The sequence below is a fragment of the Aquimarina brevivitae genome, assembly GCF_004216895.1.
GTDB lineage: Bacteria > Bacteroidota > Bacteroidia > Flavobacteriales > Flavobacteriaceae > Aquimarina > Aquimarina brevivitae.
On the sequence record NZ_SGXE01000001.1, the window covers coordinates 293821 to 316305 of the forward strand.

The window sequence follows — 22485 nt, forward strand, 5'->3', positions numbered from 1 at the left end:
CTCTTTAATTTTCCCTTTTAAATTCCTTGTTTTATTTTTTGATCAATTTTTTAGTAATCATTTCATTGCCTGACTGGATCTTCAAGAAATAAACACCCTCAGTCTGTGAAGTGATATCAATTTCAACTTTATTTAAAACATCACCGCTATATTTTTTATCATATACTAATGCTCCATTTACAGCATATAATTGAATGGAAACTTCCTTAACGCGTTGATTCAAATCAAGTGTAAATAAACCATTTCCTGGATTTGGATACACGCTTACACTAAGTTTTGTTAGGTTGCTTTCACCCAGGGGTTCTTTTGCATTTTGAATTTCCTCAGAAACCATATCCTGACTTCGAACAAAACAAGTAAAAGTGGCTCTTGCGTTAGTAATAGTAGCATTAGGAGTATATAAACTTACATCTGCCATTAGAGACGTAAAAGGGTTGGTATTGCTGCTATAAATAACAACACCATTTTTCTTATAATAAATTTTGCTTCCTTTACGTTCCACACGGATTTTATCACCAACCTTATAGGTACCTCCATTTGCCTTGAAAACACCGCTTTCATAAATTTTAATGTTACCTCCTGTCATAAGGTAAAAATTATATTGTATAGAGTTCCAGGTTGCATCCGGATTAGTTTGCGATAATCCAAACATACGGTAAGTATTAGTTTCTGAGGCTGTCATTTCGATCCATCCATCCTTACCAGAAGGTAACTTACCTGTAGAAGCGGCCCCAGCATTCCACCAAGAGGTTGTATTTGTTTTCTTAAGTGAATTGCCATTGACTTGTAACCCTACTACATCCCTCCAGCAGATTGGGTAGCTATTCGTAGTTGTTTTGGGCTGAATTCTAAAGGATCTTCCACCGGGATCTCCTGTAACATTAGCTTCTGGATAGGTAGCAACGTGCTTAATCTTAGTTTTTACATCCCACTGAAGAATTACAGTACCATCAAGTCTTTTGAGTCGATACCTATCCACTAAAACATAATGTACCGCCCTCAGGGTTTCTGGAACCTCAAAAGTAGTGGATATACTTTCTTCTTTTTCATAGGTTTCTTCAAGCGAAGTAATTGTCTTTTCAGACAACTCAAAAGCTGAAGAAAGACTCCTCGTTGACTTTAAAGAAATTGGTGTTTTCGGAATATTCGCTGAGATTTCTTGTCCTGAAGTGAAGGCTACATTAATTTTTCTAAAAATCTCTGTTACTTTACTTTGCTTAACCCCTGCTTTAACCTTAATAGTCCTGGTTATTGTTTCACCAGGCCTGTAGATCTGATCTGGTTGAGTTTGAGTATCCCCTACCGCTTGAGGCAGCTGATAAAACTGTGTTCTTTCAATTTTATAATAAGGACTACGCTGTACCTGAATATTAGGCGGAAAGCCCGCGTCGTTTTTTACCAATGCATAAGGAATTAAAGTTTCAGAAATAAAGGTTTCTTGTGTTTCTAGAGCCACTGGATTATAAAAACCTGTTGGGTTTGGAGGTTTAGGTGTTTGCGTAGTTCTGGCATATCGGAGACTACTAATTCGATTTGGAATGCTAGTTCGATTTGTCAATCTAAATTGTTGATTACTCCCTCCGTGAGCATTATAAAAATAGAGATTATCTTTATGTTGATCAGGATGATTAAATGGATCTCTATTCCTAGAGCTACCCGTTCTGTCCATTAACTTGCCAATATATGCTGGACTTGCAATTTCGAAGTAATCACTAGGTCTTGAATTTAATGAAAAGACTTGATTATCTCCTCCATGAAAACTAGGATAACAATATAAGTTTTTGCTATGATGAACATCCAGTACTTTACCATTATGTTTGGAAGCAATGATATGATCCCTGCTAATTTCCACGTTGCCCTGCTTTACCTTAATATAGGTAGGCATCACTACCCATTGTTGGTTATTACCACCATGATGGTTCGCTACATAAACATTACCATCGTACTGGCCAAGCTCCTGATCTAGAACACGACCAACATCTTTAACAGTGATTCTTTGGTAGTACTTGTAGAAATCTCCCAGATTATATTGCGCCTGGATAGCATAAAATGTGTTCATCAAAAAGAGCACGCTTAAGAGTAAAATTCGATTCATTTTTTTAAGGTTTTAAGAGTAATTGATTATTTAGTTATTAATTTTATTAGAGAATAAGTAAGAGCATTAATGATTATCCTTACGGTTACCATTGATCATAATAGCATTTAGCTCTCTATTTTAATTTTTGGTAAATTTATACAGGTAGATATGGTCAAGATTGACATATACACTGTCATTTGAACCTAATACTAAGATGAATTTATAAGGGCTTATTTCGGTAATCAACACTTAAAATATTGATATTGTAAGTCTTAATAATAGCATACACTGCTATAAGCATAAAGATCATTTAAAAAACAATTTAATTTAAAAATCAATCACCATTTAACAACCAATTTTCATGCAATCCAATGCTGCAACCCCTGACGAGTATATAACACAGATTCCTGTAGAACGGCAAGCAATTATGCAACAATTGAGAGCTGTTATTAAAAATAATTTGCCGGAAGGTTTTGAAGAAACTATGAATTATGGAATGATTGGCTATGTAGTTCCCCATTCTATATATCCTTCAGGATATCATTGTAACCCAGAACTTCCACTACCCTTTATTAATATAGCTTCGCAAAAAAATTATATAGCTGTTTATCATAGTGGTATTTATGCAGATCCAATACTCATGGAGTGGTTTGTTGCGGAATATCCTAAATATGTAACTACCAAACTCGATATAGGTAAAAGTTGTATACGGTTTAAAAAACCAGAACAAATTCCGCTACAACTTATTGGAGAATTAGCTACTAAAATGACACCCAACCAATGGATTGAAATGTATGAAGCTGTTATAAAAAAATAAACATCTTAATTAATGGATATAAAATGGAAAAACGTGTAACTGGTTTTGGAGGTATCTTTTTTAAATCGAAAGACCCCAAACAAATTAAAGCATGGTATGGTAAACATCTAGGCCTGCCTGTAAATGAATATGGATGTACATTTCAATGGAAAGATAAAGAAGAAGGTAAAGATGGTAGTACCCAATGGAGTCCATTTAAGGAAGACACCACCTATTTCGCACCCAGTGAAAAAGAGTTCATGATGAACTTTAGGGTTGAAAATCTTGAAAAACTCATAGCGGTTCTCAAAGAAGAAGGGGTAATTATCGTCGGAGAAATTGAATCTTACGAATATGGTAAATTTGGATGGATACTCGATCCCGAAGGTAACAAGATCGAATTATGGGAACCGGCAAGATAATTTTTTGATATCTAAGGCTATAAAGATAAGCGTTTATACGGTCCTTATCGAGGCATAAACGCTTATCAAATAGATGTTTTTAATTCTTTTTTAATTTTGGAGTTTTGGATCAGGACCATAAGTATTTTCTCCCATATTACCTTCCGTAGCCATCAAGACTAATAGCCAAATACCTCCTATAAATGGTATAAGCACAACAAAATACATCCAACCGCTATTTCCTGTATCATGTAGCCTTCTTACAGCCACTGCTATCCCAGGAATAAACATAGCCAAAGCATATAGAAAATATACTATCATAAAAATCATGCCGATCTCTGGCATATCCATTGCCGAAAATACTCCAAACAGTATGAATAGCGCGATATAAATCAAAAAGTTGAACAACAAAAAGTACCAATACTCAGACCGTCGAGCACGTCCTTCAAAATTTGCGTAGTTGTCTCTAACAACTTTCAAGTAATATTCTAACATAGTTATCAAAATTTTCACAAATTTAATAAAATTTTTAACTTTTATTTAAGAAGGGTTTCCCCGCTGTAAAACCAATGGTATAGCCATAAACATTGAAACACCCCAGTAAATTAAAGTGAGTAGCTAGCCTTATTAAAATCGAAAGAAATAGTAAACAATTGGGACTTTTTTGATCAAGCAAACAAAACGTAATCATATTTTTTTTGTAATTTTCATCAATCAATAGTAAACAAATCAAATAACTATGAGTGAAGACAAAAACAATTTGGAAGATGATATTAAAAAAGGCGCTGAAGAAGTAAAGGAAACTGCAAAAGAGTTTTCCAATAACGCTAAAGAAACCATTGAGTCTAATGAAAATAAGAAACTGTTAGCAGGTATTTTGGGAATACTTCTTGGAGGCTTCGGAGTCCATAAATTTATTCTTGGCTATACAAAGGAAGGTATTTTCCATATCCTGTTATCTTTGCTCTGTGGCCTTGGAGGAATTATCGGATTGATTGAAGGTATTATTTACCTTACCAAATCAGATGAAGAGTTTTATCAAACGTATCAAGTAGGTCAAAAACCATGGTTCTAAATAAGATTAAAAAAAGGTTAAGATTCTCTTCTTAACCTTTTTTAATAGTATTTATTATCGTAATATTGCAATATTATAATATTTAATTATGTCAGTTTTACAACAAGCATACAACCCAAATACACTTGCCAAGAAAGGTAGTCAGCTTATTCAATTACTTACCAATCATCTTAAAGATTCACAGCTTGAAGCTCAAAAGAAAACCATAAACTGGAAAAACCCTGAAGAACAACTTGCTTTTTGGCAACAACAATCCCAATCAAATCAAGAGGCTACTGATATTTTCAAAACTATATTGTCAAACTCCATAAACCTTCATAATCCAAAATATATGGGGCATCAGGTCGCCCCTACCTTACCCTTGGCAGCACTAGCGGGTCTATTAAGCGCTTACTTAAATAATGGGATGGCGGTATACGAAATGGGTGCAACTGCCTCTGCCTTAGAAAAGTTAATTATGCAGCAAATATGTGCTCAAATTGGTTATGATGCTTCATCAGATGGCTTTATAACCTCCGGTGGTACATTAGCTAATTTAACCGCATTATTGGCGGCAAGAAGACAAATTCTAAAAGATGACGTTTGGGAACAAGGTAGCGACAAAGCGCTAGCAGTAATGGTTTCTGAAGAAGCCCATTACTGCATTGATAGAGCCGCTAGGATTATGGGACTTGGTACCAAAGGAATCATTAAAATACCAGTGGACAGTGAATATAGAATGCAGACAGAGCTATTGGAAGAAAAATACATTCAGGCTACCAATCAAGGACTCACCGTAATCGCTGTAATTGGAAGTGCTCCTACCACATCTACAGGTATTTATGATAATCTTGAAGCAATAGCTGATTTCTGTGAGTTACATAAACTATGGTTTCACGTAGATGGGGCTCATGGTGGTGCGGTGATTTATAGTAAGAAGTATAAAAATCTAGTAAAAGGCGTTAACAGAGCTGACTCTGTAGTGATTGATGGGCATAAAATGATGATGATGCCATCCATTATGACCTTCTTAGCGTTTAAAAATAAAGTACATTCCTATCAAACCTTTAACCAAAAAGCGCAGTACTTATGGGAAAGTTCCGAGGATGAAGAATGGTATAATTATGCAAAAAGAACTTTTGAATGTACAAAAAGTATGATGAGCATCCAGTTCTATATCGTCCAACAAACCTATGGTGATACCATATTTGAAGAATACGTTGATACCTTATACGACTTGGGTAAAACATTTTATCAATTGGTAGAAGAACAGGATAATCTTGAAAACTTTCTTAGACCTGATGCCAACATCGTTTGCTTTAGGTACACGCATAAAAATTTATCGCAAGAACAGCATAATCAAATCAACCTAAAAATCCGAAGAGCTATTCTTGAAGAAGGAAGGTTTTATATCGTTCAAACCTTACTAAATGCCGATAATTACCTTCGAGTTACCCTAATGAACCCCTTTACTTCTGTAAAAGAGATTAAGGAGTTACTAGAAATTATTGAGACTCTGGGGAACTCGTTTATAACCCAAAACACATAGAGCTATGGGAATCACTAAAAGCCAAATATTTACATCTCGTCAAAACGAGCTTGCCCAATTATTTAAGATATTAGGGCATCCTGCCAGAATCGCAATTTTACAATATATCAGTAAACAAGATAGCTGTATCTGTAATGACCTGGTAGAAGAAATAGGGCTGGCCCAGGCCACTATATCACAGCACCTTAAAGAACTTAAAACCATTGGTTTGCTGAAAGGCGAAATCGAAGGAAAAAAAATGTGCTATTGCCTTGATGTAGATCAATGGAATAGCATTCAAAAAGAATTAAATACCTTTTTTAATACCACCAAAATTAATTGTTGCTCCTAAAAAATATAAGAAAATGAAAACATCAGAATTTTTAAATGTATTACAAGAACACCAAAGTAAATCTCTTTTATTTGAATATGCCCCTGGAATGTTGGTAGGTGCTAATTATCACATAACAGAAGTAAAACACATAAATGTAGACGCTGTAGATTGTGGTGCTGGAACAGACTCCTGGAATGAAACGGTTATTCAACTATGGGAAAGTCCTCAAGAATTAGGAAAAACAGACTATATGAGCGCATACAAAGCGCTAGGTATCCTCAATAAAGTGGGACAAAAGAAAGCTTATGACCTCAATGCCGTTGTGCGAATCGAATATGGCAATAAAGTATTTCACACCGCTCAACTTCACGTTACTGATTACGAATTAAAAGGTTCTAATTTGATTCTTAAATTAGCTATTAACCCCACAGATTGTAAAGCAAAAGAAGCTTGCGGTGTTGTGGAAGAAACGACCACAGCAACTGCAACATCGTGTGCTCCTGGTAATGGATGCTGTTAATGTAGCTTAACTGGTATGATACCGAAGATACGAATAGAAACCTTCAGTAAACAAGACTGGACGGCTATTGCCGATATTTACCAAAAGGGAATTGATACTGGTATCGCTACTTTTGAAACTATAGCACCAAATTGGTCCAATTGGGATGCAACGCATTTTCAACATTGCAGATTTAAAGCTGTAACAGATGATAAGATCATTGGTTGGGCTGCATTATCTCCTGTTTCTAAGCGGTATGTATATCACGGGGTTGCTGAAGTTAGCGTTTATGTAGACCCCGAACAACATAGCCAAGGGATTGGTACCTGGCTGTTAACCCGACTTATAGCCCAAAGTGAGATTGAGGGCATATGGACCTTACAATCCAGTATTTTTACTGAAAATACGAGTAGCATTATGCTTCATAAAAAATTAGGATTTAGAGAAATTGGCTATCGAGAAAAAGTAGGTCAACGAAATGGTAAGTGGTACGATAATATTTTAATGGAAAAAAGAAATAAGAACATAATTTAACCAATCAAAACAATAGGATGAACATTTTAGTTTTATGCACAGGTAATTCCTGCAGAAGCCAAATGGCACACGGTTACTTAAATCATTTTGCAGGTGATAAAGCAAAAATTTATAGTGCCGGAGTAGAAACGCATGGTGTAAACCCAAAAGCAATAGCCATTATGCAAGAAGATGGTATTGACATCTCCAACCATACTTCTAACAATCTTGAAGAATATCTCGATATCTCATTTGACTATATCATTACCGTCTGTGATAATGCCAATGAGCGCTGTCCATTTTTTCCTGGCAAGGCAGAACGTTTACATTACAATTTCTTTGATCCCTCTAAGGTTGAAGGCAGTGAAGAAGAAATACACGCAGCGTTTACTAAAACTAGAAATCAAATAAAGGAATATTGCAAAGACTTCGTAGCTAAGCTATACTAAAAAAACGGGGGCATTATTGATCCCCGTTTTTAAAATATTTTTGCTCTAATTCCGCTTGAAACTCTTCCATTACTGGTTTTACGGTAGATTCTGGTAAATCTGCAATTCTGATATACATCAAACCGTCTACTGCATTATTAAAAAGTGGATCTACATTAAAAGCCACTACCTTGGCATTTTGCTTAATGTATTTTTTGATCAGCACAGGTATACGAAGACTTCCTGGCTCTACCTCATCGATAATCTTATCAAATTTATTGAGGTCACTCTTGCTCTCATCAAAAACAAAGTCTTTATCAGCATCTTTGAGTTTTACCTTAAAGTCCTTCTTAGGTCGTACATATTGGGCTACATAAGGATCGTAATAATGTGACTTCATAAATTCAATCATCAGGGATTTTGAGAAATTACTGAACTTATTACTAATACTAACCCCTCCAATCAAATACTTATGCTCCGGGAAACGTAGTGTACAATGTACAATACCTTTCCACAATAAAAATAGTGGCATTGGTCGCTGCTGATATTCTTTGATAATAAACGCTCTACCCATCTCAATGGACTCGCTCATCATTTTATGCAGCTCCGGCTCAAATCGAAACAAATCTTGCAAGTAAAATCCGTTAATGCCGTATCGACTATAAATTTGAGATCCCATACCCATACGATAGGCTCCAGCTAATTTATTAGCTTCATTATCCCATAAAAACATGTGGTGATAATAATCATCAAAACTATCTAAATCAGTTGCATTATTGGTCCCTTCTCCAATTTCTCTAAAGGTAATCTCACGTAACCTACCTATTTCATTAACTATAGTGGGGATATGCTTCCTCTTGGCTAAGAACACCTCATAGTTTTTACTAATCAGTAATCTCTTATCATATTCTCGACAAAATTCTAATTCGGATTCTATTAATGCCAAATTTCCAACACCTGCAATACGCTTAGGTGCTTTAGGTAGCTTTAAATTATGTGGTAGGGATTCTCGCAAACTTTTTTTAGCATAAGGGTTTGCGAGCATATATGTCTTTTTTCTTAAAAAATTAGTGAAATCTTCCAAGTCCTTATATTCTTCCTGATCATTAACAGAGATCGGATTCCCTATTCTTACTTTTATAGTTCTGTTATTTTGCGTAAATAATTCACTAGGTAATTTAGCCGTTCTTAAAGTATCACTAATTGAAGCCAATTGGTAAAACCATCTACTATTTCGTGCATGAAAATATATAGGAATTACGGGCACCTTTGCCTTTTTTACCAATCGCATAGCACCAGGCTCCCACGATTTATCGATATATGTATTGCCCTCTCGCTTCGTAGAAACCTCCCCAGCCGGAAAAATACCTAAAGGCTTACCTTCTTTAAGATGCTCTAATGCTTGTTTTACCCCTTGATAACTCGACTGCACTTCCTTTCGGTTTTCAAAAGGGTTTACTGGCATTACATAAGGTTTTAGCGGAACTAGCCTGTGCAATAAGAAATTAGCGATTATCTTATAATCTGTTCTATGCTCTAACATTAATTTTAAAAGTAACACCCCATCAAGCCCGCCTAATGGATGATTAGATAACGTAATAAAAGCGCCATCTTTGGGTAAACGTCTAAGATCTTCAGCAGGTATTTCAAATTTAACACCAAAATCATTAAGTACACCATTCACAAATTCAAGCCCTTCTAAGTGGCTTACTTTATCGTAATAGCGATTTACTTTTGAGAGTCGGGTAGCTTTAATTATGATCCAACCAATGAAGCTTCCTAAAAAACCAAGCTTATCTAAATTTAGCCCCTTGGCTACCTGTTTTGATGTTATTATGGGCATTATAGTTCTTTGTGCTATCTGCAAATATAGGAAAATTGTTTTTTTACACTTGGTTGTTCCTTGCTACAATCTGACAAGTCTCTCTTGTAACCTGTTTAAGCAATACTTCTTTTCCTTTTTCCAACTGCTTTATAGCTTGTTCGTTAAAGTGCCTGACAGTATATAAATCAACACCAATATTATAAGACACTTTAAATTTAGATTTTAGTAAAGGCACAATTTTATCGAAATGTGCAAATCGATCATCAATACAGACCGAAAAACTGATAGCAGAGTTTTGTATGAGGTCTACCTTAATCTGATACTGATGAAAAATTGAAAAAATTTCACTTATCGTATCTTCGACGATAAAGGAAAAGTTTAATGAAGATAACGAAAGTAATATTTGATTCTTTTTAATAATAAAGCAAGGAACATAAGGATCAAGAGCCTGCCCTTTCTTTACAGAAGTTCCTTTCTCTTCTGGATATTGAAATGATTTGACATATAAAGGTATTTCTTTTCGCTGTAAAGGCTGAATGGTTTTTGGATGAATTACAGATGCTCCGTAAAAAGCCATTTCTATAGCTTCATTATATGAAATCTGCGCAAGTAAGGTTGTATTATGAAAAACTCTTGGATCCGCATTCAATACACCAGGTACATCCTTCCATATACTAACACTCTCAGCGTTTAAGCAATAAGCAAATATACCAGCAGAATAATCACTCCCTTCTCTTCCTAAAGTTGTCGTAAAGTTATTCGCCTCTGAAGCAATAAAACCTTGTGTTATTAGTAAATTATTTTTGGGCAACCCTTTTTTAATAGTGATGCTGGTGAGTTCCCAATTCACTTTAGCATCTCGATATACGTTGTCAGTTTTTATAAAATCACGTGCATCAATAAGTACATTATCTAACCCGTTATTTTTTAAGTAGCAACTTACAATGGTTGTAGACAATAGCTCTCCATAGCTTACAATTTGATCATAAACAAAATCGTATTGCGTTGATTTATTCCGCCTTAATGTTGCTTTAAGTTCATCAAATAATAGGTCAATTTTTTCAAATACTGAGTCGCCTTTTATAAAAACAGCTTCAGCTATATCAATGTGGTATCTCTTTAAATCCTCAATGGCTAATTCTAATGCAGAACTACCTGCCATATAGTGCGCTACAATAGCTTCTAAAGCGTTGGTACTTTTACCCATTGCGGATATCACCACAAGTAAAGGTGTGTCTTTATATTCGGAAAGTATATGAAGTACATTTTTTACCCCCGCAGCATCTTTTACTGAAGCCCCTCCAAACTTAAATACTTTCATCTATACATACTTAGTAACAAATTCAGCTAAACCTTCTTCATCCATTTGAACAACTCTCCAATCCTCTAAAACGTGGGCTCCAGTATTTTCGTAGAACGCAACGGCATTGGTATTCCAATCCAATACATTCCACTCCACACGTTTAACCCCTTTTTCCTTGGCGTACTCCATAACCTTTTTATACAAGGCCATTCCAATACCTGTTCCTCTATGTGATTCACTTACGATAAGGTCTTCAAGATGTATGGTTCTTCCTTTCCAGGTTGAAAAGCGATAGTAAACCAAGGCTATTCCCACAATATGCTTATCTAATTCTGCTACAAAACAGGTAAAGATTGGAGTATCTCCAAATCCTTCCCTTTCAAGGTCCTCCACGGTAACTTCTACCGCATCTGGCTCTTTTTCAAACTCAGCAAGTTCTTGTATTAAGTCTAGTACTTGTGGCATATCTGCCTTGGTAGCCTTTCGAATTATATAACTCATCGTATAATAAATTTTATCAAAACTAAACATTTCGATTAACAACCTGAACCTCCAAAACCAGAAAGTTCATACGGAAGACTTGCTTTGTCCTTGATGGAATCGAAATTTTTTGATTCAATTCAAACGTTATAGTTCATAAAAAATAATACTTTTGCACTCGTAAAACATCGCATTATGACCAAAAAAAACCAAACCTTAGGTGAATTTATTATTGAAAATCAAACTGATTTTCCATATGCAAGTGGAGAGCTTTCTAGGCTCATCAACTCCATCAGATTAGCCGCTAAGATGGTTAATCACGAGGTGAATAAAGCAGGTTTGGTAGATATAACGGGTGCTGCCGGGGATACCAACATTCAAGGTGAAGACCAGCAGAAACTAGATGTGTTTGCGAATGAAACCTTTATCAAAACGCTTACCAATAGAGAGATCGTATGTGGGATTGCATCTGAAGAAAATGATGATTTTATTACCATCGAAGGGCAAAAAAATGATCATAAAAATAAGTACGTCGTATTAATTGATCCACTTGATGGGAGTTCAAATATTGATGTTAACGTTTCGGTTGGTACTATCTTTTCTGTGTATCGAAGAATCACTCCAGTAGGTACACCTGTCACCATTGAGGACTTTCTACAGCCAGGTAATTTACAGGTTGCAGCAGGTTATATCATTTATGGAACTTCGACTATGCTGGTATACACCACAGGGCATGGAGTTAATGGTTTTACTCTTAACCCAGCTCTAGGAACCTATTACCTTTCGCATCCTAACATGAAGTTTCCAGAAAATGGAAAAATCTACTCGGTTAATGAAGGTAACTATGTACATTTTCCGCAGGGAATTAAGAATTATATAAAGTATTGCCAGGAAGAAAAAGAAGATCGCCCATACACCTCTAGATATATAGGTTCATTAGTCAGTGATATTCATCGCAATATGATTAAAGGCGGTATTTATATTTATCCAGGTATATCTAATTATCCTAATGGAAAATTAAGATTATTATACGAATGTAATCCGATGGCATTCCTAGCAGAACAAGCAGGAGGTAAAGCCAGTGATGGATTTCAACGTATTATGGATATAAAACCTACTGAACTTCATCAAAGAATCCCTTTCGTTTGCGGAAGCAAACAAATGGTTGAGAAAGTGGAAGAGTTTATGAAAAAGGGATAGGATATACTTCTTCAATTCTGCAAAGGTTATTAAATGATGCATAAAAAAAACAAAAGCTACCAAAAAGGTAGCTTTTATGAATTTTATATATAAGGTAAATTACCTGTTCATATGCTTTATCTCCTCTGCAAATGTATCACCATCAACACCTTGATCTACTAAGCTTAGTGCTTTATCAACCACGTATTTTACATTTTCTGTACTAAAGCCAAGGCCTACACACAGTTTTTCCAAAAGTGCCACTTGATTTTCTCCTTTGATGTGGTCCGCATAAACCATACGCGCTAAATCGAATAAACGCTCTAAACGTTGATCATAACTAGTTGGCGGATTCACAGGGTGAGAAGCATAATCTTTAAGTATCTCTTTATAATCATTTTCAGAAATATCCAGATTACGTGCTAAACGGTCCAAGAAGGCTTTCTCTTCATCCGTAATTACGCCATCACTCATCGCAACTCTTACGATAGCAGCAAAGTGGTCTTGATTTCTTTTTTGAAATCCACTATCAAATAAATCAGATATTGACATGTGCTTTTTGTTTAATTTGGCGCAAATATAACTAAACTCTAAACCTTTTAAAATTTAAAATGTGTGTTTTTTAACCTTCCTCTAAGAGACCTGTAATGAGTTGTTGTGCAAGACGAATCGAAAACACTAAAGAGGTCTCAAAATTATGCCATTAATCAAGATAAAACAGTTATTAATGTTTTCAAAAATAGACTTTAAGCAAAAATCAAATTAGTAACTTACTTTTTGATCAAAAATATGTCAAAACAGTCCCATTTTATGGCAAAGAAACCCTTATTGCAATTTACATCTAAAGGCATTTACTGTCCACCAGCTAAGGTGTACTTAGATCCCTGGAAACCTGTTGACAAAGCCATAATTACCCACGGACACGCAGACCACAGCCGTTGGGGTCACAAACAGTACATTACTCACCATACCAATGTACCGATAATAAAACATCGACTTGGGGATATTACAGTAAGCGGCAAGGCTTATGGAGAAACGTTTCTCATTAATAATGTAAAATTTAGCTTGCACCCTGCTGGTCATATCGTGGGTAGTTCACAAATCCGTGTAGAACACCAGGGAGAAGTTTGGGTGTTTACCGGAGATTATAAATTAGAAGATGATGGACTCTCTGTACCCTACGAACCGGTGAAATGCAACGGATTTATTACGGAATGTACCTTTGGATTACCTGCATTTTCGTGGGTTCCACAACAGCAAGTTTTTGATGATATTAATCAATGGTGGAGCACTAACCAGGCAGAAGGTAAAACCTCAGTGCTTTTTGGTTATAGCCTGGGCAAAGCGCAACGCTTAGTTAAACATTTGGACACCGATATAGGAAAAATATATACGCACGCGGCAGTTGAAAATATGAACGAAGTGATTCGACCTCTTGCAGACCTACCGGCTACAACACGAATCACTAAAGACACTACAAAAAAAGAGTTATTAGGCAATATCGTAATAGCTCCTCCAAGTACGCACGGAAGCCCCTGGATCAAAAAAATGGTGCCTTATGTTACAGGGTCCGCCAGTGGCTGGATGGCGTTTAGAGGTGCTCGCAGAAGAAGAGCTATCGACAAAGGTTTTGTGTTATCTGATCATTGCGATTGGCACGCGTTGCTAAAAGCTATCGAAGCAACCGAAGCGACAACCATTATTAGCACACATGGCTATACTGAAATATTCACTAAGTATTTACAAGAGCTCGGGTATGATGCCCGAACTGAAAAAACACAATACGAGGGGGAACTTTCTGAATTGGAACAAAAAAAAGAAAGTGAGGTGACCGAATGAAGCGCTTTGCAACCCTTATCAAGCAACTAGATAGTACCAATAAAACCAATGCTAAGGTAGATGCATTAGCCGAGTATTTTAAAGTAGCTCCAGCTAAAGATAAAGTATGGACCATTGCTATATTATCCCATAGACGACCTCCTAGGCCTGTAAATACTACACTACTGCGAACCTGGGCTTCAGAATTGGCTAATATTCCACTTTGGCTATTTGAGGAATCCTATCATATTGTAGGTGATCTGGCAGAAACGATAGCCTTAATCATACCAAACTCAACCACCAATTCTGAAAAAAGTTTAACCACATTTTTAGAAGAAATTATTGCATTAAAGCAAAAACCAGAAGCGGAAAAAAAGGCCTATTTATTTCAAAATTGGACCAAGCTAAATTACTACGAAAGATTTGTTTTTAGCAAACTCATAACAGGTAGTTTTCGCATAGGAGTTAGCCAAAAATTAATGACCAAAGCTTTAGCCAAAGCCACAGGTATAGATCAAGACATCTTAGCATACAAACTCATGGGTAATTGGAATCCTAATGAGATTTCATTCAATGACCTGGTATTAGAAGAAAAAGCATCGGATTATATCTCTAAACCTTACCCCTTTTATCTTGCCTATGCGCTAGAAGATAAAATTGAAGCACTAGGCGATGTAAAAGATTGGTATGCGGAGCATAAATGGGATGGTATCCGAGCTCAGGTTATTGTTAGAGATAGGGAGCTATTTGTCTGGAGTCGTGGTGAGGAATTGGTAACTGACAAATACCCTGAATTTGAAGTGTTCACTGAGTTAATTCCTGATGGTACGGTACTGGATGGAGAAATCCTACCCTTTCCAAAGGGTCAAATCGGAACCTTCAATGATTTACAAACCAGGATTGGTAGAAAAACAGTATCAAAAGCGCTCTTGAAGAAAACACCGGTAATACTAAAAGCTTATGATATTTTAGAATGGCAGGGAAAAGATCAAAGAACAAAACCCTATAGCGATCGCAGAAAAAAACTAGAAGAATTATATCAACAAGTACAACAATCGGGTGATAATCCCTTACACCTGTCACAAAAAATGACTTTTAACAATTGGCAAGAAGTAGCCGAGGAACGCAGTAAATCCAGAGCACTACATTCCGAAGGGTTAATGCTCAAAAGAAAAGATTCTCCTTATTTAGTAGGAAGAAAGAAAGGTGATTGGTGGAAGTGGAAGGTAGATCCACTAACTATAGATGCTGTATTGACCTATGCTATGCGCGGTCATGGTAGACGTTCAAACCTATTTACCGATTATACCTTTGGCTTATGGAATGATGATAAAAGTGAATTGGTCACGTTTGCGAAGGCGTATTCTGGTCTTACGGATGCAGAATTTAGACAAGTCGATCGCTTTATAAAAGCGAATACAGTAGAGCGTTTTGGACCCGTACGCAGTGTGACGCCTGAATTAGTTTTTGAAATTGCTTTTGAAGGTATTGCGCATTCTAAAAGACATAAAAGTGGTGTCGCTACCCGATTTCCAAGAATTTTGCGCTGGAGAAAAGACAAAAAAATTGAAGACGCCAACAGCCTTGAAGAGCTAAAAAATCTTATCCCTGGTTAAACCTCAACGCATTCTTTATATGACAAAAAAAGAACTTTTTGAAATCGCATTGCACTGGTTTGATCAACAAGGTTGGAAAGCCTTTCCGTTTCAAAAGCAAACCTGGGAGGCTTTTATGAAGGGAAAAAACGGATTACTCAATGCACCTACAGGAAGCGGAAAAACCTATGCACTATGGGTGCCTGTAGTATTGAATTACATCAAAAACAATCCGGATTATAAAACAAAACATAAAAAAGGGCTAAAAGCAATCTGGATTACTCCGCTACGAGCACTATCGCAAGAAATTAAGCAAGCTGCCGAGCGTTTTGCTGATGATCTAGGTACTCAAATGACTGTTGGCATACGAACAGGAGATACCGATCAAAAAGAGCGAGCAAAGCAGAAAAGAAATATGCCAGATCTACTGATCACTACCCCTGAAAGTCTTCAGCTTTTGTTGGCCTCTAAAGGATATGATAAGACTTTTAAAAATTGTGAAGCTATCATCATTGATGAATGGCACGAGCTATTAGGAACCAAAAGAGGCGTGCAAATCGAATTAGCACTATCTCGATTAAAATCAATAAACTCCTCAATTAGAATTTGGGGAATTTCGGCTACAATAGGGAATTTAGAACAGGCACAACAAGTGTTGTTAGGACCCGAAAGTAAATCTTTTGTCAATTCAACCCTTATCAAAGCAAACCTCAACAAAAAAATTAAGGTTGAAAGTATTATTCCCAAAGAAATGGAAACCTTCCCCTGGAGAGGACATTTGGGGATTCACCTCTTAGATGAAGTTATACCTATTATCAAAAAAAGCAAAACGACCCTGCTTTTTACCAATACCAGAAGCCAATGCGAAATCTGGTTTCAGAAAATATTAGCCCAATACCCAGAATTTGCTGGTGAAATTGCCATGCATCACGGTAGCATCAATAAAGAAACCAGGCTTTGGGTAGAACAAGCGATTCGAAACGAAAGTCTTACTGCAGTGGTTTGTACCTCCAGTCTTGACCTGGGAGTTGACTTTGCCCCCGTAGAAACAATTATCCAAATTGGTGGCCCAAAAGGAGTTGCCCGATTTTTACAACGTGCTGGTAGAAGCGGTCATCAACCCGGCAAAACCAGTGTGATTTACTTTTTGCCAACACATGCTATTGAATTAGTCGAGGCCTCAGCTTTGCAAGAAGCGGTTAAAGAAAATACCGTGGAAGATCGCATTCCTTATCTCAATAGCTTTGATGTGTTAATTCAGTACCTCACTACTCTGGCAGTTTCAGATGGATTTCATCCTGAAGAAATTTTTCCGGAAATCAAAAGTACATTTTGTTACCAGGCCCTTACTGATGACCAATGGAACTGGATTCTAGGATTTATCACAGTAGGAAGTCAAAGCCTTCAAAACTATGATGAATACAAAAAGGTTGAAATACTAGATGATGGGCTTTTTAAAATTAACAATAGAGGAACCGCGATGCGACATCGACTTCAAATTGGCACCATTGTTAGTGATGCCGTACTTACTGTAAAATATCTCAAAGGTGGATACATTGGCAGCATTGAAGAATGGTTTATTTCTAAATTAAAACCTGGGGACGTATTTACTTTTGCCGGAAGAAATTTAGAATTAGTGCGTATCAAAGAAATGAAAGTATTGGTTAGAAAATCAACTAAAAAAACATCAAAAGTACCCAGTTGGATGGGCGGAAGATTAACCCTTACTTCGCAAATGTCAGCACTGCTTAGGCAAGAATTGTATAAAGCCTCAGCCAACCAAGCATCTTCAAACGAGTTAAAAGCACTATCGCATATCTTTAAAGAACAACAAAAGGAAAGTATTATTCCAGCAGAGGAACAATTTCTAATTGAAACCTTTAAAACTCGTGAAGGATACCACGCTATATTTTATCCTTTTGAAGGACGTTTTGTACACGAGGCTTTAGGCAGTCTCATTGCTTATCGCATCAGTTTACTATCTCCTATTTCATTTTCTATAGCATTTAACGATTATGGATTTGAACTCCTTTCGGATCAAGAAATAGATATGCAGGCTGTACTTGACAATAATCTTTTTACCATGCAAGACTTACACCAGGATCTCCAAAAAAGTTTGAATGCCACCGAAATGGCGCGTAGGAAATTTAGGGATATTGCCGTAATCTCAGGTATGGTATTTACGGGTTACCCCAATAAATTACTTAAAAGCAAACATCTTCAATCGAGTTCTCAACTGTTATTTAATGTGTTTAGAGATTTTGAAGCAGATAATTTGTTGTATCAGCAAGCATTCATTGAAACCTTTGAACATCAGCTTGAAGAAGGGCGACTAGCGGAAGCCTTACTAAGAATCGAAGGACAAACCATCATTTGGAAATCTTGTAGCAAACCCACTCCCTTTTCTTTTCCGATTATTACAGATCGATTGCGCGAAAAGTTATCTAGCGAAAAACTCGAAGATCGTATCAAAAAGATGATAACTTTGTTAACCAAAAAGTAGCGCTAGGAATAAGTACCATAAAAATGACCCAAACCATCTGCATAAAAGATCAAACCTTCCTATTGCATCCATTCGGAGTTATGTATTGGAAAGAAAAAGCGATGTTGCTCATCGCAGATGTTCATCTCGGTAAGATATCACACTTTAGAAAACACGGTAGTGCAATACCAGCAGCAGCCATATTTAAAAATTTTGAGCAATTAGATGAGGTGATAGCCTTTTTTCAACCTCAAAAGGTCTGCTTTTTAGGAGATCTTTTTCATAGTTACAAAAACACAGAATGGCAATTTTTTGAAGCTTGGATAGCCAAACAAGAATCTGATATACTTTTACTTATAGGAAATCATGATATAATTGATGAACGCAAGTATCAAGATCTTGGAATTAAAACCGGAACAGAACTAACTATAGATTCTATTTTATTAACGCATCACCCCGAAGAGCGTGCTGGTTTTTTTAATTTTTGCGGTCACATCCATCCCGGAGTACAGTTACAAGGATTAGGTAAACAACGTTTAAAACTGCCGTGCTTTTTTCAGAAACCGAATCAATTGATTCTTCCCGCGTTTGGAGTCTTTACCGGTATTTATGTACTTGAACCCGAAGAAGAAGATAAAGTATATGCAATTACTTCAAAAGAAGTAATAATAGTTTCTTAATTTCACTTCAGATGAAAATCTTGTAGTTATGAAATGTCAAAAACACCTTTTTACCTTATCCGAAGACATCACTTACCTCAATGGTGCCTATATGTCTCCCCAATTAAAATCCGTTTCTGAAATTGGGATCACTAACTTGCTTAAAAAAGAGGATCCTAGTAGTACTCCTCCACAAGATTTCTTTAGCAGTCGGGTAACATTAAAAAAGCGCTTTGCACAACTCATCGGTGCATCAGATTATACCAATACTGCGATAATTCCTTCAGTTTCTTACGGAATTGCAAATGCTGCTACTAATATCAAGCTGCAGAAAGGTGATGAAATTATTTTGGTAGAAGAGCAGTTTCCTAGCAATTATTATAGCTGGAAAAGGATTGCTGATCAAAAAGAGGCAAAAATTACCCTAATCAAGCCTCCCAAAAACTTTAGAGAACGAGGTAAGATCTGGAATGAAAGCATATTAGCGGCTATTAATAGCAAAACCGCGTGCATTGCTATGGCACAAGTCCACTGGGCAGACGGAACACTATTTGACCTCAAAGCAATTCGAGAAAAATCCTTACAGTTTGGTGCTAAATTAATCATTGATGCGACCCAAAGTTTAGGCGCCTATCCATTTTCCATTCAAGATATACCTGTTGATGCAGTAATTTGTGGGGGTTACAAGTGGCTATTGGGCCCTTATTCACTTGGTATGGCATATTATAATGACTCTTTCAATGATGGCATTCCTATTGAAGAAAACTGGATGAACCGAATGCATAGCGAAGATTTCTCAAGTCTTACACGTTATGAGAGTAATTACCAGGATAAAGCGAGTCGCTATTCTGTTGGCGAATCCAGCAACTTTATACTAACTCCAATGCTTACTCGTGCTATTGAACAATTAATCGAATGGCAACCTGCTCAGATTCAAAAGTACGCTGCTACCATAACTACGAATTGTATCGAAAGCTTGCAAGAAGCGGGTTATCTCATTGAAGATGATAAGTACCGAGCTTCACACCTTTTTGGTATATATCTTACCGAAAATCATGATATGAATACCATCAAAAGAAAACTGGCCGAGCACAAAATATATGTATCCTATCGTGGAGAAGCTATTCGCGTTTCAGCGCATATTTATAATGAGGAAAAAGATCTTGAGTTACTTAGTAATTTACTAACCGAATAATGTTTTACTTTTTTTAACTTTATACGGATTCAACACTATTTTCACATTATCTTAAAACTCTAAAAACCCTTCACATAATGAAAAAAAGACTCGCAATTCTCAATTTACTGTCAGTAATTTACCTCATAGCTATCAACTACATCGCGGAAGCTGTACGTTTTAACGATACCAATGTAGCCGCTTTAAGCAGAAAATATGATAATTTATTCACCCCGTCTAGTTATGCGTTTGCTATTTGGCTATTAATTTTTACCGGACTTATTGCCTATTCAATTAATCAGATAAGAACAGCTTATAACTCTCCAGAAAAAGGTGATTATATTGAAAAAACTTCGTATTGGTTTGTATTGGCCAATGTATTTACCGGCAGTTGGGTAGTTGTATTTGTATATGAATATACCGCAGCCTCAGTATTAGTGATGCTTGGAATTTTATTTTGTTTACTCAAAATAATCATCAATACAAACATCAACCATGGTGCGTCACCTAAATATCTATTTACTCTGAAGAAATGGCCCATCAGTTTGTATGCAGGATGGATTTCCGTAGCTTCAATCGCAAATATTTCTGTATATCTTACCAAAATAGAATGGAAAGGATTTGGACTATCTGAGGTCAGCTGGACACTAATCATACTTGCCATAGCAGTAGTACTCAATTTATTTATGATTCTGAATCGGAATATGAGAGTATTCGGGTCAGTTGGAGTTTGGGCATTAATAGCAATATATGTACGGCACCAGGGAGATTACAACAGCATTGCATATATGGCATTAGGAGGAGCCATATTACTCGCAGTAACCATCATTGGGCAGTTTTTACTCAAAAAATCTTATCATACTACTTCAAAAGAGCAGATCCTCAGTTAAAACATATAGGTTACATCACTGCCCCAGGTAGGGTAAGCGAATAGTATATCCTTGAGTGCTGTTGTAGTCATTTTTTGATGTACTACAACAGCAAATACATTAATTACTTCTGCTGCTTGTGGTCCAATAAGGTGCACGCCGAGAATTTGATCGTTTGCCGTATTCACGATAGTCTTATACGCATAAATGGACTCGTTTATGCGCTTTGCATTAAAAAAAGTAGAAGCATCGTTATAATTAACAGAAATGTTGGTGTATTGTGCTCTGGCTTCTTCTTCTAACAAACCTAACTTTGCCAAGTTGGGTAAGGTAAAAGTAATAGAAGGAAATACAGGAAAAATAGCTTTTTGCTGATTACCATTTAGGATATTATGAGCTACGATGCTACCTTCTCTTCCTGAAAAAGGAGTCAGTGGAGCCCCACGTTCCGCAACATCTCCGCAGGCATACACTCTAGGATTTGTTATACTTTGCAAATGTTCATTGACGCTAACTCCTTTATCAGTAAACGCTACACTTCCTCTATACAAGTCCAGTAGGTCAATGGCTGGTACTCTACCAGTGGTATTAAAAACAACATCTGTTATAATTTCTTTTTTATTTCCTTCGGTTTGATAGTAGACCTTTTTTTGGTTCTCATATTTTTCTATCGCCGTTACTTCGGCATTAACAATTAGCTTCACACCTAAGTGATTAGTCGCCTTAACTAGTTGTTGCACCATATCTGAATCAAAATTTTTTAAGGGCCGGTCACCGGATTGTAAAATAGTAACCTCAACTCCTAATCGTGCAGCAATATGGGCAAACTCCATCCCAATATAACCCGCCCCAATAAATAACATTCTTTTGGGTAATTTATTTAAGGCTAAAAAATCATCACTGACCAGTGTGTGTTCAGCACCTTTGATCTCTAAAGATCTTGGCTTTAAACCTGTAGCAATTACGATATGTTTGGCTTTAATTTTCTCTTCGCCTACTTGAAGCGTAGATTTATCTATAAATTGAGGAGACTCATAAAACAACTTGACACCTAAATCTTTTAATTTTTCTACTGTGTTTTCAGAAACAGGGTTAGTGAAGCTATTTTTAAAATCCTTAATTTGATGCCAGTTAACTTCAGGAATGTTCGTTATACCTTTTTGCAAAAGTTGTTTAGACCTTTGTAGTATTTCGGTAAAGCCCAGAATCACTTTTTTAGGGTCACATCCGCGATTGGCACAGGTTCCACCATAAGCCCTATTGTCTGTTATAGCCACAGTTTTTCCGGATTTTACACAGGATTCTGCCACGGTCTGCCCTGCAATACCACTGCCTATTACAAATACATCAAATTCAGTCATGTTAAGATCTCAAATCGTTTTCACCCTTAAAATAAACAGGAAACTGAGAGTTAATTAGCCCATTTACTAATATTTAGCACTTATTCACTTTTTTTTGGGTACGATAACTG

Annotated in this window: 22 protein-coding genes; 15 read left to right on the forward strand and 7 right to left on the reverse strand. The window is 36.4% G+C overall.

The features are described from left to right. Positions 1-31: 31 nt before the first annotated feature. A complete protein-coding gene (locus EV197_RS01150) occupies positions 32-2095 on the reverse strand; it encodes a T9SS type A sorting domain-containing protein (protein ID WP_130284900.1) in 2064 nt (687 codons plus the stop codon). A 343-nt stretch (positions 2096-2438) separates the two neighbouring features. On the opposite strand from EV197_RS01150, the gene EV197_RS01155 reads away from it, so the two are divergent. Both EV197_RS01155 and EV197_RS01160 read left to right on the forward strand, forming a co-directional pair. Further along, complete coding sequence (locus EV197_RS01155) at positions 2439-2894, forward strand: DUF1801 domain-containing protein (RefSeq protein WP_130284901.1); 456 nt, start codon at positions 2439-2441, stop codon at positions 2892-2894. A 23-nt stretch (positions 2895-2917) separates the two neighbouring features. After that, a complete protein-coding gene (locus EV197_RS01160) occupies positions 2918-3295 on the forward strand; it encodes a VOC family protein (RefSeq protein WP_130284902.1) in 378 nt (125 codons plus the stop codon). A 90-nt stretch (positions 3296-3385) separates the two neighbouring features. Here EV197_RS01160 and EV197_RS01165 read toward each other — a convergent pair whose 3' ends face one another. After that, positions 3386-3769, reverse strand: coding sequence for a DUF805 domain-containing protein (locus EV197_RS01165; RefSeq protein ID WP_130284903.1), 384 nt, complete (start codon positions 3767-3769; stop codon positions 3386-3388). A 244-nt stretch (positions 3770-4013) separates the two neighbouring features. On the opposite strand from EV197_RS01165, the gene EV197_RS01170 reads away from it, so the two are divergent. From EV197_RS01170 to EV197_RS01195, 6 genes are all read left to right on the forward strand, one after another. After that, entirely contained in the window at positions 4014-4349 is a 336-nt protein-coding gene (locus EV197_RS01170) for an NINE protein (protein WP_130284904.1), read from the forward strand. 88 nt (positions 4350-4437) lie between these two features. Continuing rightward, positions 4438-5877, forward strand: coding sequence for a pyridoxal phosphate-dependent decarboxylase family protein (locus EV197_RS01175; RefSeq protein WP_130284905.1), 1440 nt, complete (start codon positions 4438-4440; stop codon positions 5875-5877). A 4-nt stretch (positions 5878-5881) separates the two neighbouring features. Next, positions 5882-6208, forward strand: a complete 327-nt coding sequence (locus tag EV197_RS01180; protein ID WP_130284906.1) for an ArsR/SmtB family transcription factor — start codon at positions 5882-5884, stop codon at positions 6206-6208. 13 nt (positions 6209-6221) lie between these two features. Then, the gene (locus EV197_RS01185) at positions 6222-6710 is read left to right on the forward strand and encodes a DUF6428 family protein (protein ID WP_130284907.1); all 489 of its coding nucleotides are present in this window, start codon (positions 6222-6224) and stop codon (positions 6708-6710) included. A gap of 15 nt (positions 6711-6725) precedes the next feature. Next, positions 6726-7223: a GNAT family N-acetyltransferase gene (locus EV197_RS01190; protein WP_130284908.1), complete on the forward strand. Its 498-nt coding sequence runs from the start codon at positions 6726-6728 to the stop codon at positions 7221-7223. Between the two features lie 17 nt (positions 7224-7240). Then, positions 7241-7651, forward strand: a complete 411-nt coding sequence (locus EV197_RS01195; RefSeq protein WP_130284909.1) for an arsenate reductase ArsC — start codon at positions 7241-7243, stop codon at positions 7649-7651. Between the two features lie 13 nt (positions 7652-7664). On the opposite strand, the gene EV197_RS01200 is transcribed toward EV197_RS01195, so the two are convergent. Genes EV197_RS01200 through EV197_RS01210 form a run of 3 tightly spaced genes read right to left on the reverse strand, consistent with a single transcriptional unit; the run spans position 7665 to position 11259 of the window. Then, positions 7665-9473, reverse strand: coding sequence for a GNAT family N-acyltransferase (locus EV197_RS01200; RefSeq protein WP_130284910.1), 1809 nt, complete (start codon positions 9471-9473; stop codon positions 7665-7667). 43 nt (positions 9474-9516) lie between these two features. Further along, positions 9517-10776 (reverse strand): aspartate kinase, encoded by a 1260-nt coding sequence (locus tag EV197_RS01205; protein ID WP_130284911.1) that lies wholly within the window; start codon positions 10774-10776, stop codon positions 9517-9519. After that, entirely contained in the window at positions 10777-11259 is a 483-nt protein-coding gene (locus EV197_RS01210; RefSeq protein ID WP_130284912.1) for a GNAT family N-acetyltransferase, read from the reverse strand. Between the two features lie 174 nt (positions 11260-11433). On the opposite strand from EV197_RS01210, the gene fbp reads away from it, so the two are divergent. Continuing rightward, complete coding sequence (gene fbp, locus EV197_RS01215) at positions 11434-12438, forward strand: class 1 fructose-bisphosphatase (protein ID WP_130284913.1); 1005 nt, start codon at positions 11434-11436, stop codon at positions 12436-12438. A gap of 99 nt (positions 12439-12537) precedes the next feature. Here fbp and EV197_RS01220 read toward each other — a convergent pair whose 3' ends face one another. Beyond that, positions 12538-12969 carry a tellurite resistance TerB family protein gene (locus EV197_RS01220; protein WP_130284914.1) on the reverse strand — a complete coding sequence of 144 codons (432 nt, stop codon included), beginning with the start codon at positions 12967-12969 and terminating at the stop codon, positions 12538-12540. Between the two features lie 258 nt (positions 12970-13227). On the opposite strand from EV197_RS01220, the gene EV197_RS01225 reads away from it, so the two are divergent. The 6 genes from EV197_RS01225 to EV197_RS01250 all read left to right on the forward strand — a co-directional run bounded on the left by EV197_RS01225 (position 13228) and on the right by EV197_RS01250 (position 21035). Then, entirely contained in the window at positions 13228-14256 is a 1029-nt protein-coding gene (locus EV197_RS01225) for a ligase-associated DNA damage response exonuclease (protein WP_130284915.1), read from the forward strand. After that, positions 14253-15851 carry an ATP-dependent DNA ligase gene (locus tag EV197_RS01230; protein ID WP_130284916.1) on the forward strand — a complete coding sequence of 533 codons (1599 nt, stop codon included), beginning with the start codon at positions 14253-14255 and terminating at the stop codon, positions 15849-15851. Before EV197_RS01225 ends, EV197_RS01230 begins: the two co-directional genes overlap by 4 nt. Before the next feature lie 19 nt (positions 15852-15870). Further along, positions 15871-18333, forward strand: a complete 2463-nt coding sequence (locus EV197_RS01235; protein WP_130284917.1) for a ligase-associated DNA damage response DEXH box helicase — start codon at positions 15871-15873, stop codon at positions 18331-18333. A gap of 23 nt (positions 18334-18356) precedes the next feature. Further along, positions 18357-18992 (forward strand): ligase-associated DNA damage response endonuclease PdeM, encoded by a 636-nt coding sequence (pdeM, locus tag EV197_RS01240; RefSeq protein ID WP_130284918.1) that lies wholly within the window; start codon positions 18357-18359, stop codon positions 18990-18992. Positions 18993-19020: 28 nt separating this feature from the next. Then, complete coding sequence (locus EV197_RS01245) at positions 19021-20166, forward strand: aminotransferase class V-fold PLP-dependent enzyme (RefSeq protein WP_130284919.1); 1146 nt, start codon at positions 19021-19023, stop codon at positions 20164-20166. A 77-nt stretch (positions 20167-20243) separates the two neighbouring features. Then, complete coding sequence (locus EV197_RS01250; RefSeq protein WP_130284920.1) at positions 20244-21035, forward strand: tryptophan-rich sensory protein; 792 nt, start codon at positions 20244-20246, stop codon at positions 21033-21035. Here EV197_RS01250 and EV197_RS01255 read toward each other — a convergent pair. Next, a complete protein-coding gene (locus EV197_RS01255; protein ID WP_130284921.1) occupies positions 21032-22375 on the reverse strand; it encodes a dihydrolipoyl dehydrogenase family protein in 1344 nt (447 codons plus the stop codon). The genes EV197_RS01250 and EV197_RS01255 overlap by 4 nt on opposite strands. Positions 22376-22485 lie beyond the last annotated feature (110 nt).

Bases quoted from the DNA above. Each gene is read 5' to 3' on its own strand.
- EV197_RS01150 (WP_130284900.1), bottom strand. From the start codon at position 2,095: ATGAATCGAATTTTACTCTTAAGCGTGCTCTTTTTGATGAACACATTT.
- EV197_RS01155 (WP_130284901.1), top strand. From the start codon at position 2,439: ATGCAATCCAATGCTGCAACCCCTGACGAGTATATAACACAGATTCCT.
- EV197_RS01160 (WP_130284902.1), top strand. From the start codon at position 2,918: ATGGAAAAACGTGTAACTGGTTTTGGAGGTATCTTTTTTAAATCGAAA.
- EV197_RS01165 (WP_130284903.1), bottom strand. From the start codon at position 3,769: ATGTTAGAATATTACTTGAAAGTTGTTAGAGACAACTACGCAAATTTT.
- EV197_RS01170 (WP_130284904.1), top strand. From the start codon at position 4,014: ATGAGTGAAGACAAAAACAATTTGGAAGATGATATTAAAAAAGGCGCT.
- EV197_RS01175 (WP_130284905.1), top strand. From the start codon at position 4,438: ATGTCAGTTTTACAACAAGCATACAACCCAAATACACTTGCCAAGAAA.
- EV197_RS01180 (WP_130284906.1), top strand. From the start codon at position 5,882: ATGGGAATCACTAAAAGCCAAATATTTACATCTCGTCAAAACGAGCTT.
- EV197_RS01185 (WP_130284907.1), top strand. From the start codon at position 6,222: ATGAAAACATCAGAATTTTTAAATGTATTACAAGAACACCAAAGTAAA.
- EV197_RS01190 (WP_130284908.1), top strand. From the start codon at position 6,726: ATGATACCGAAGATACGAATAGAAACCTTCAGTAAACAAGACTGGACG.
- EV197_RS01195 (WP_130284909.1), top strand. From the start codon at position 7,241: ATGAACATTTTAGTTTTATGCACAGGTAATTCCTGCAGAAGCCAAATG.
- EV197_RS01200 (WP_130284910.1), bottom strand. From the start codon at position 9,473: ATGCCCATAATAACATCAAAACAGGTAGCCAAGGGGCTAAATTTAGAT.
- EV197_RS01205 (WP_130284911.1), bottom strand. From the start codon at position 10,776: ATGAAAGTATTTAAGTTTGGAGGGGCTTCAGTAAAAGATGCTGCGGGG.
- EV197_RS01210 (WP_130284912.1), bottom strand. From the start codon at position 11,259: ATGAGTTATATAATTCGAAAGGCTACCAAGGCAGATATGCCACAAGTA.
- fbp (WP_130284913.1), top strand. From the start codon at position 11,434: ATGACCAAAAAAAACCAAACCTTAGGTGAATTTATTATTGAAAATCAA.
- EV197_RS01220 (WP_130284914.1), bottom strand. From the start codon at position 12,969: ATGTCAATATCTGATTTATTTGATAGTGGATTTCAAAAAAGAAATCAA.
- EV197_RS01225 (WP_130284915.1), top strand. From the start codon at position 13,228: ATGGCAAAGAAACCCTTATTGCAATTTACATCTAAAGGCATTTACTGT.
- EV197_RS01230 (WP_130284916.1), top strand. From the start codon at position 14,253: ATGAAGCGCTTTGCAACCCTTATCAAGCAACTAGATAGTACCAATAAA.
- EV197_RS01235 (WP_130284917.1), top strand. From the start codon at position 15,871: ATGACAAAAAAAGAACTTTTTGAAATCGCATTGCACTGGTTTGATCAA.
- pdeM (WP_130284918.1), top strand. From the start codon at position 18,357: ATGACCCAAACCATCTGCATAAAAGATCAAACCTTCCTATTGCATCCA.
- EV197_RS01245 (WP_130284919.1), top strand. From the start codon at position 19,021: ATGAAATGTCAAAAACACCTTTTTACCTTATCCGAAGACATCACTTAC.
- EV197_RS01250 (WP_130284920.1), top strand. From the start codon at position 20,244: ATGAAAAAAAGACTCGCAATTCTCAATTTACTGTCAGTAATTTACCTC.
- EV197_RS01255 (WP_130284921.1), bottom strand. From the start codon at position 22,375: ATGACTGAATTTGATGTATTTGTAATAGGCAGTGGTATTGCAGGGCAG.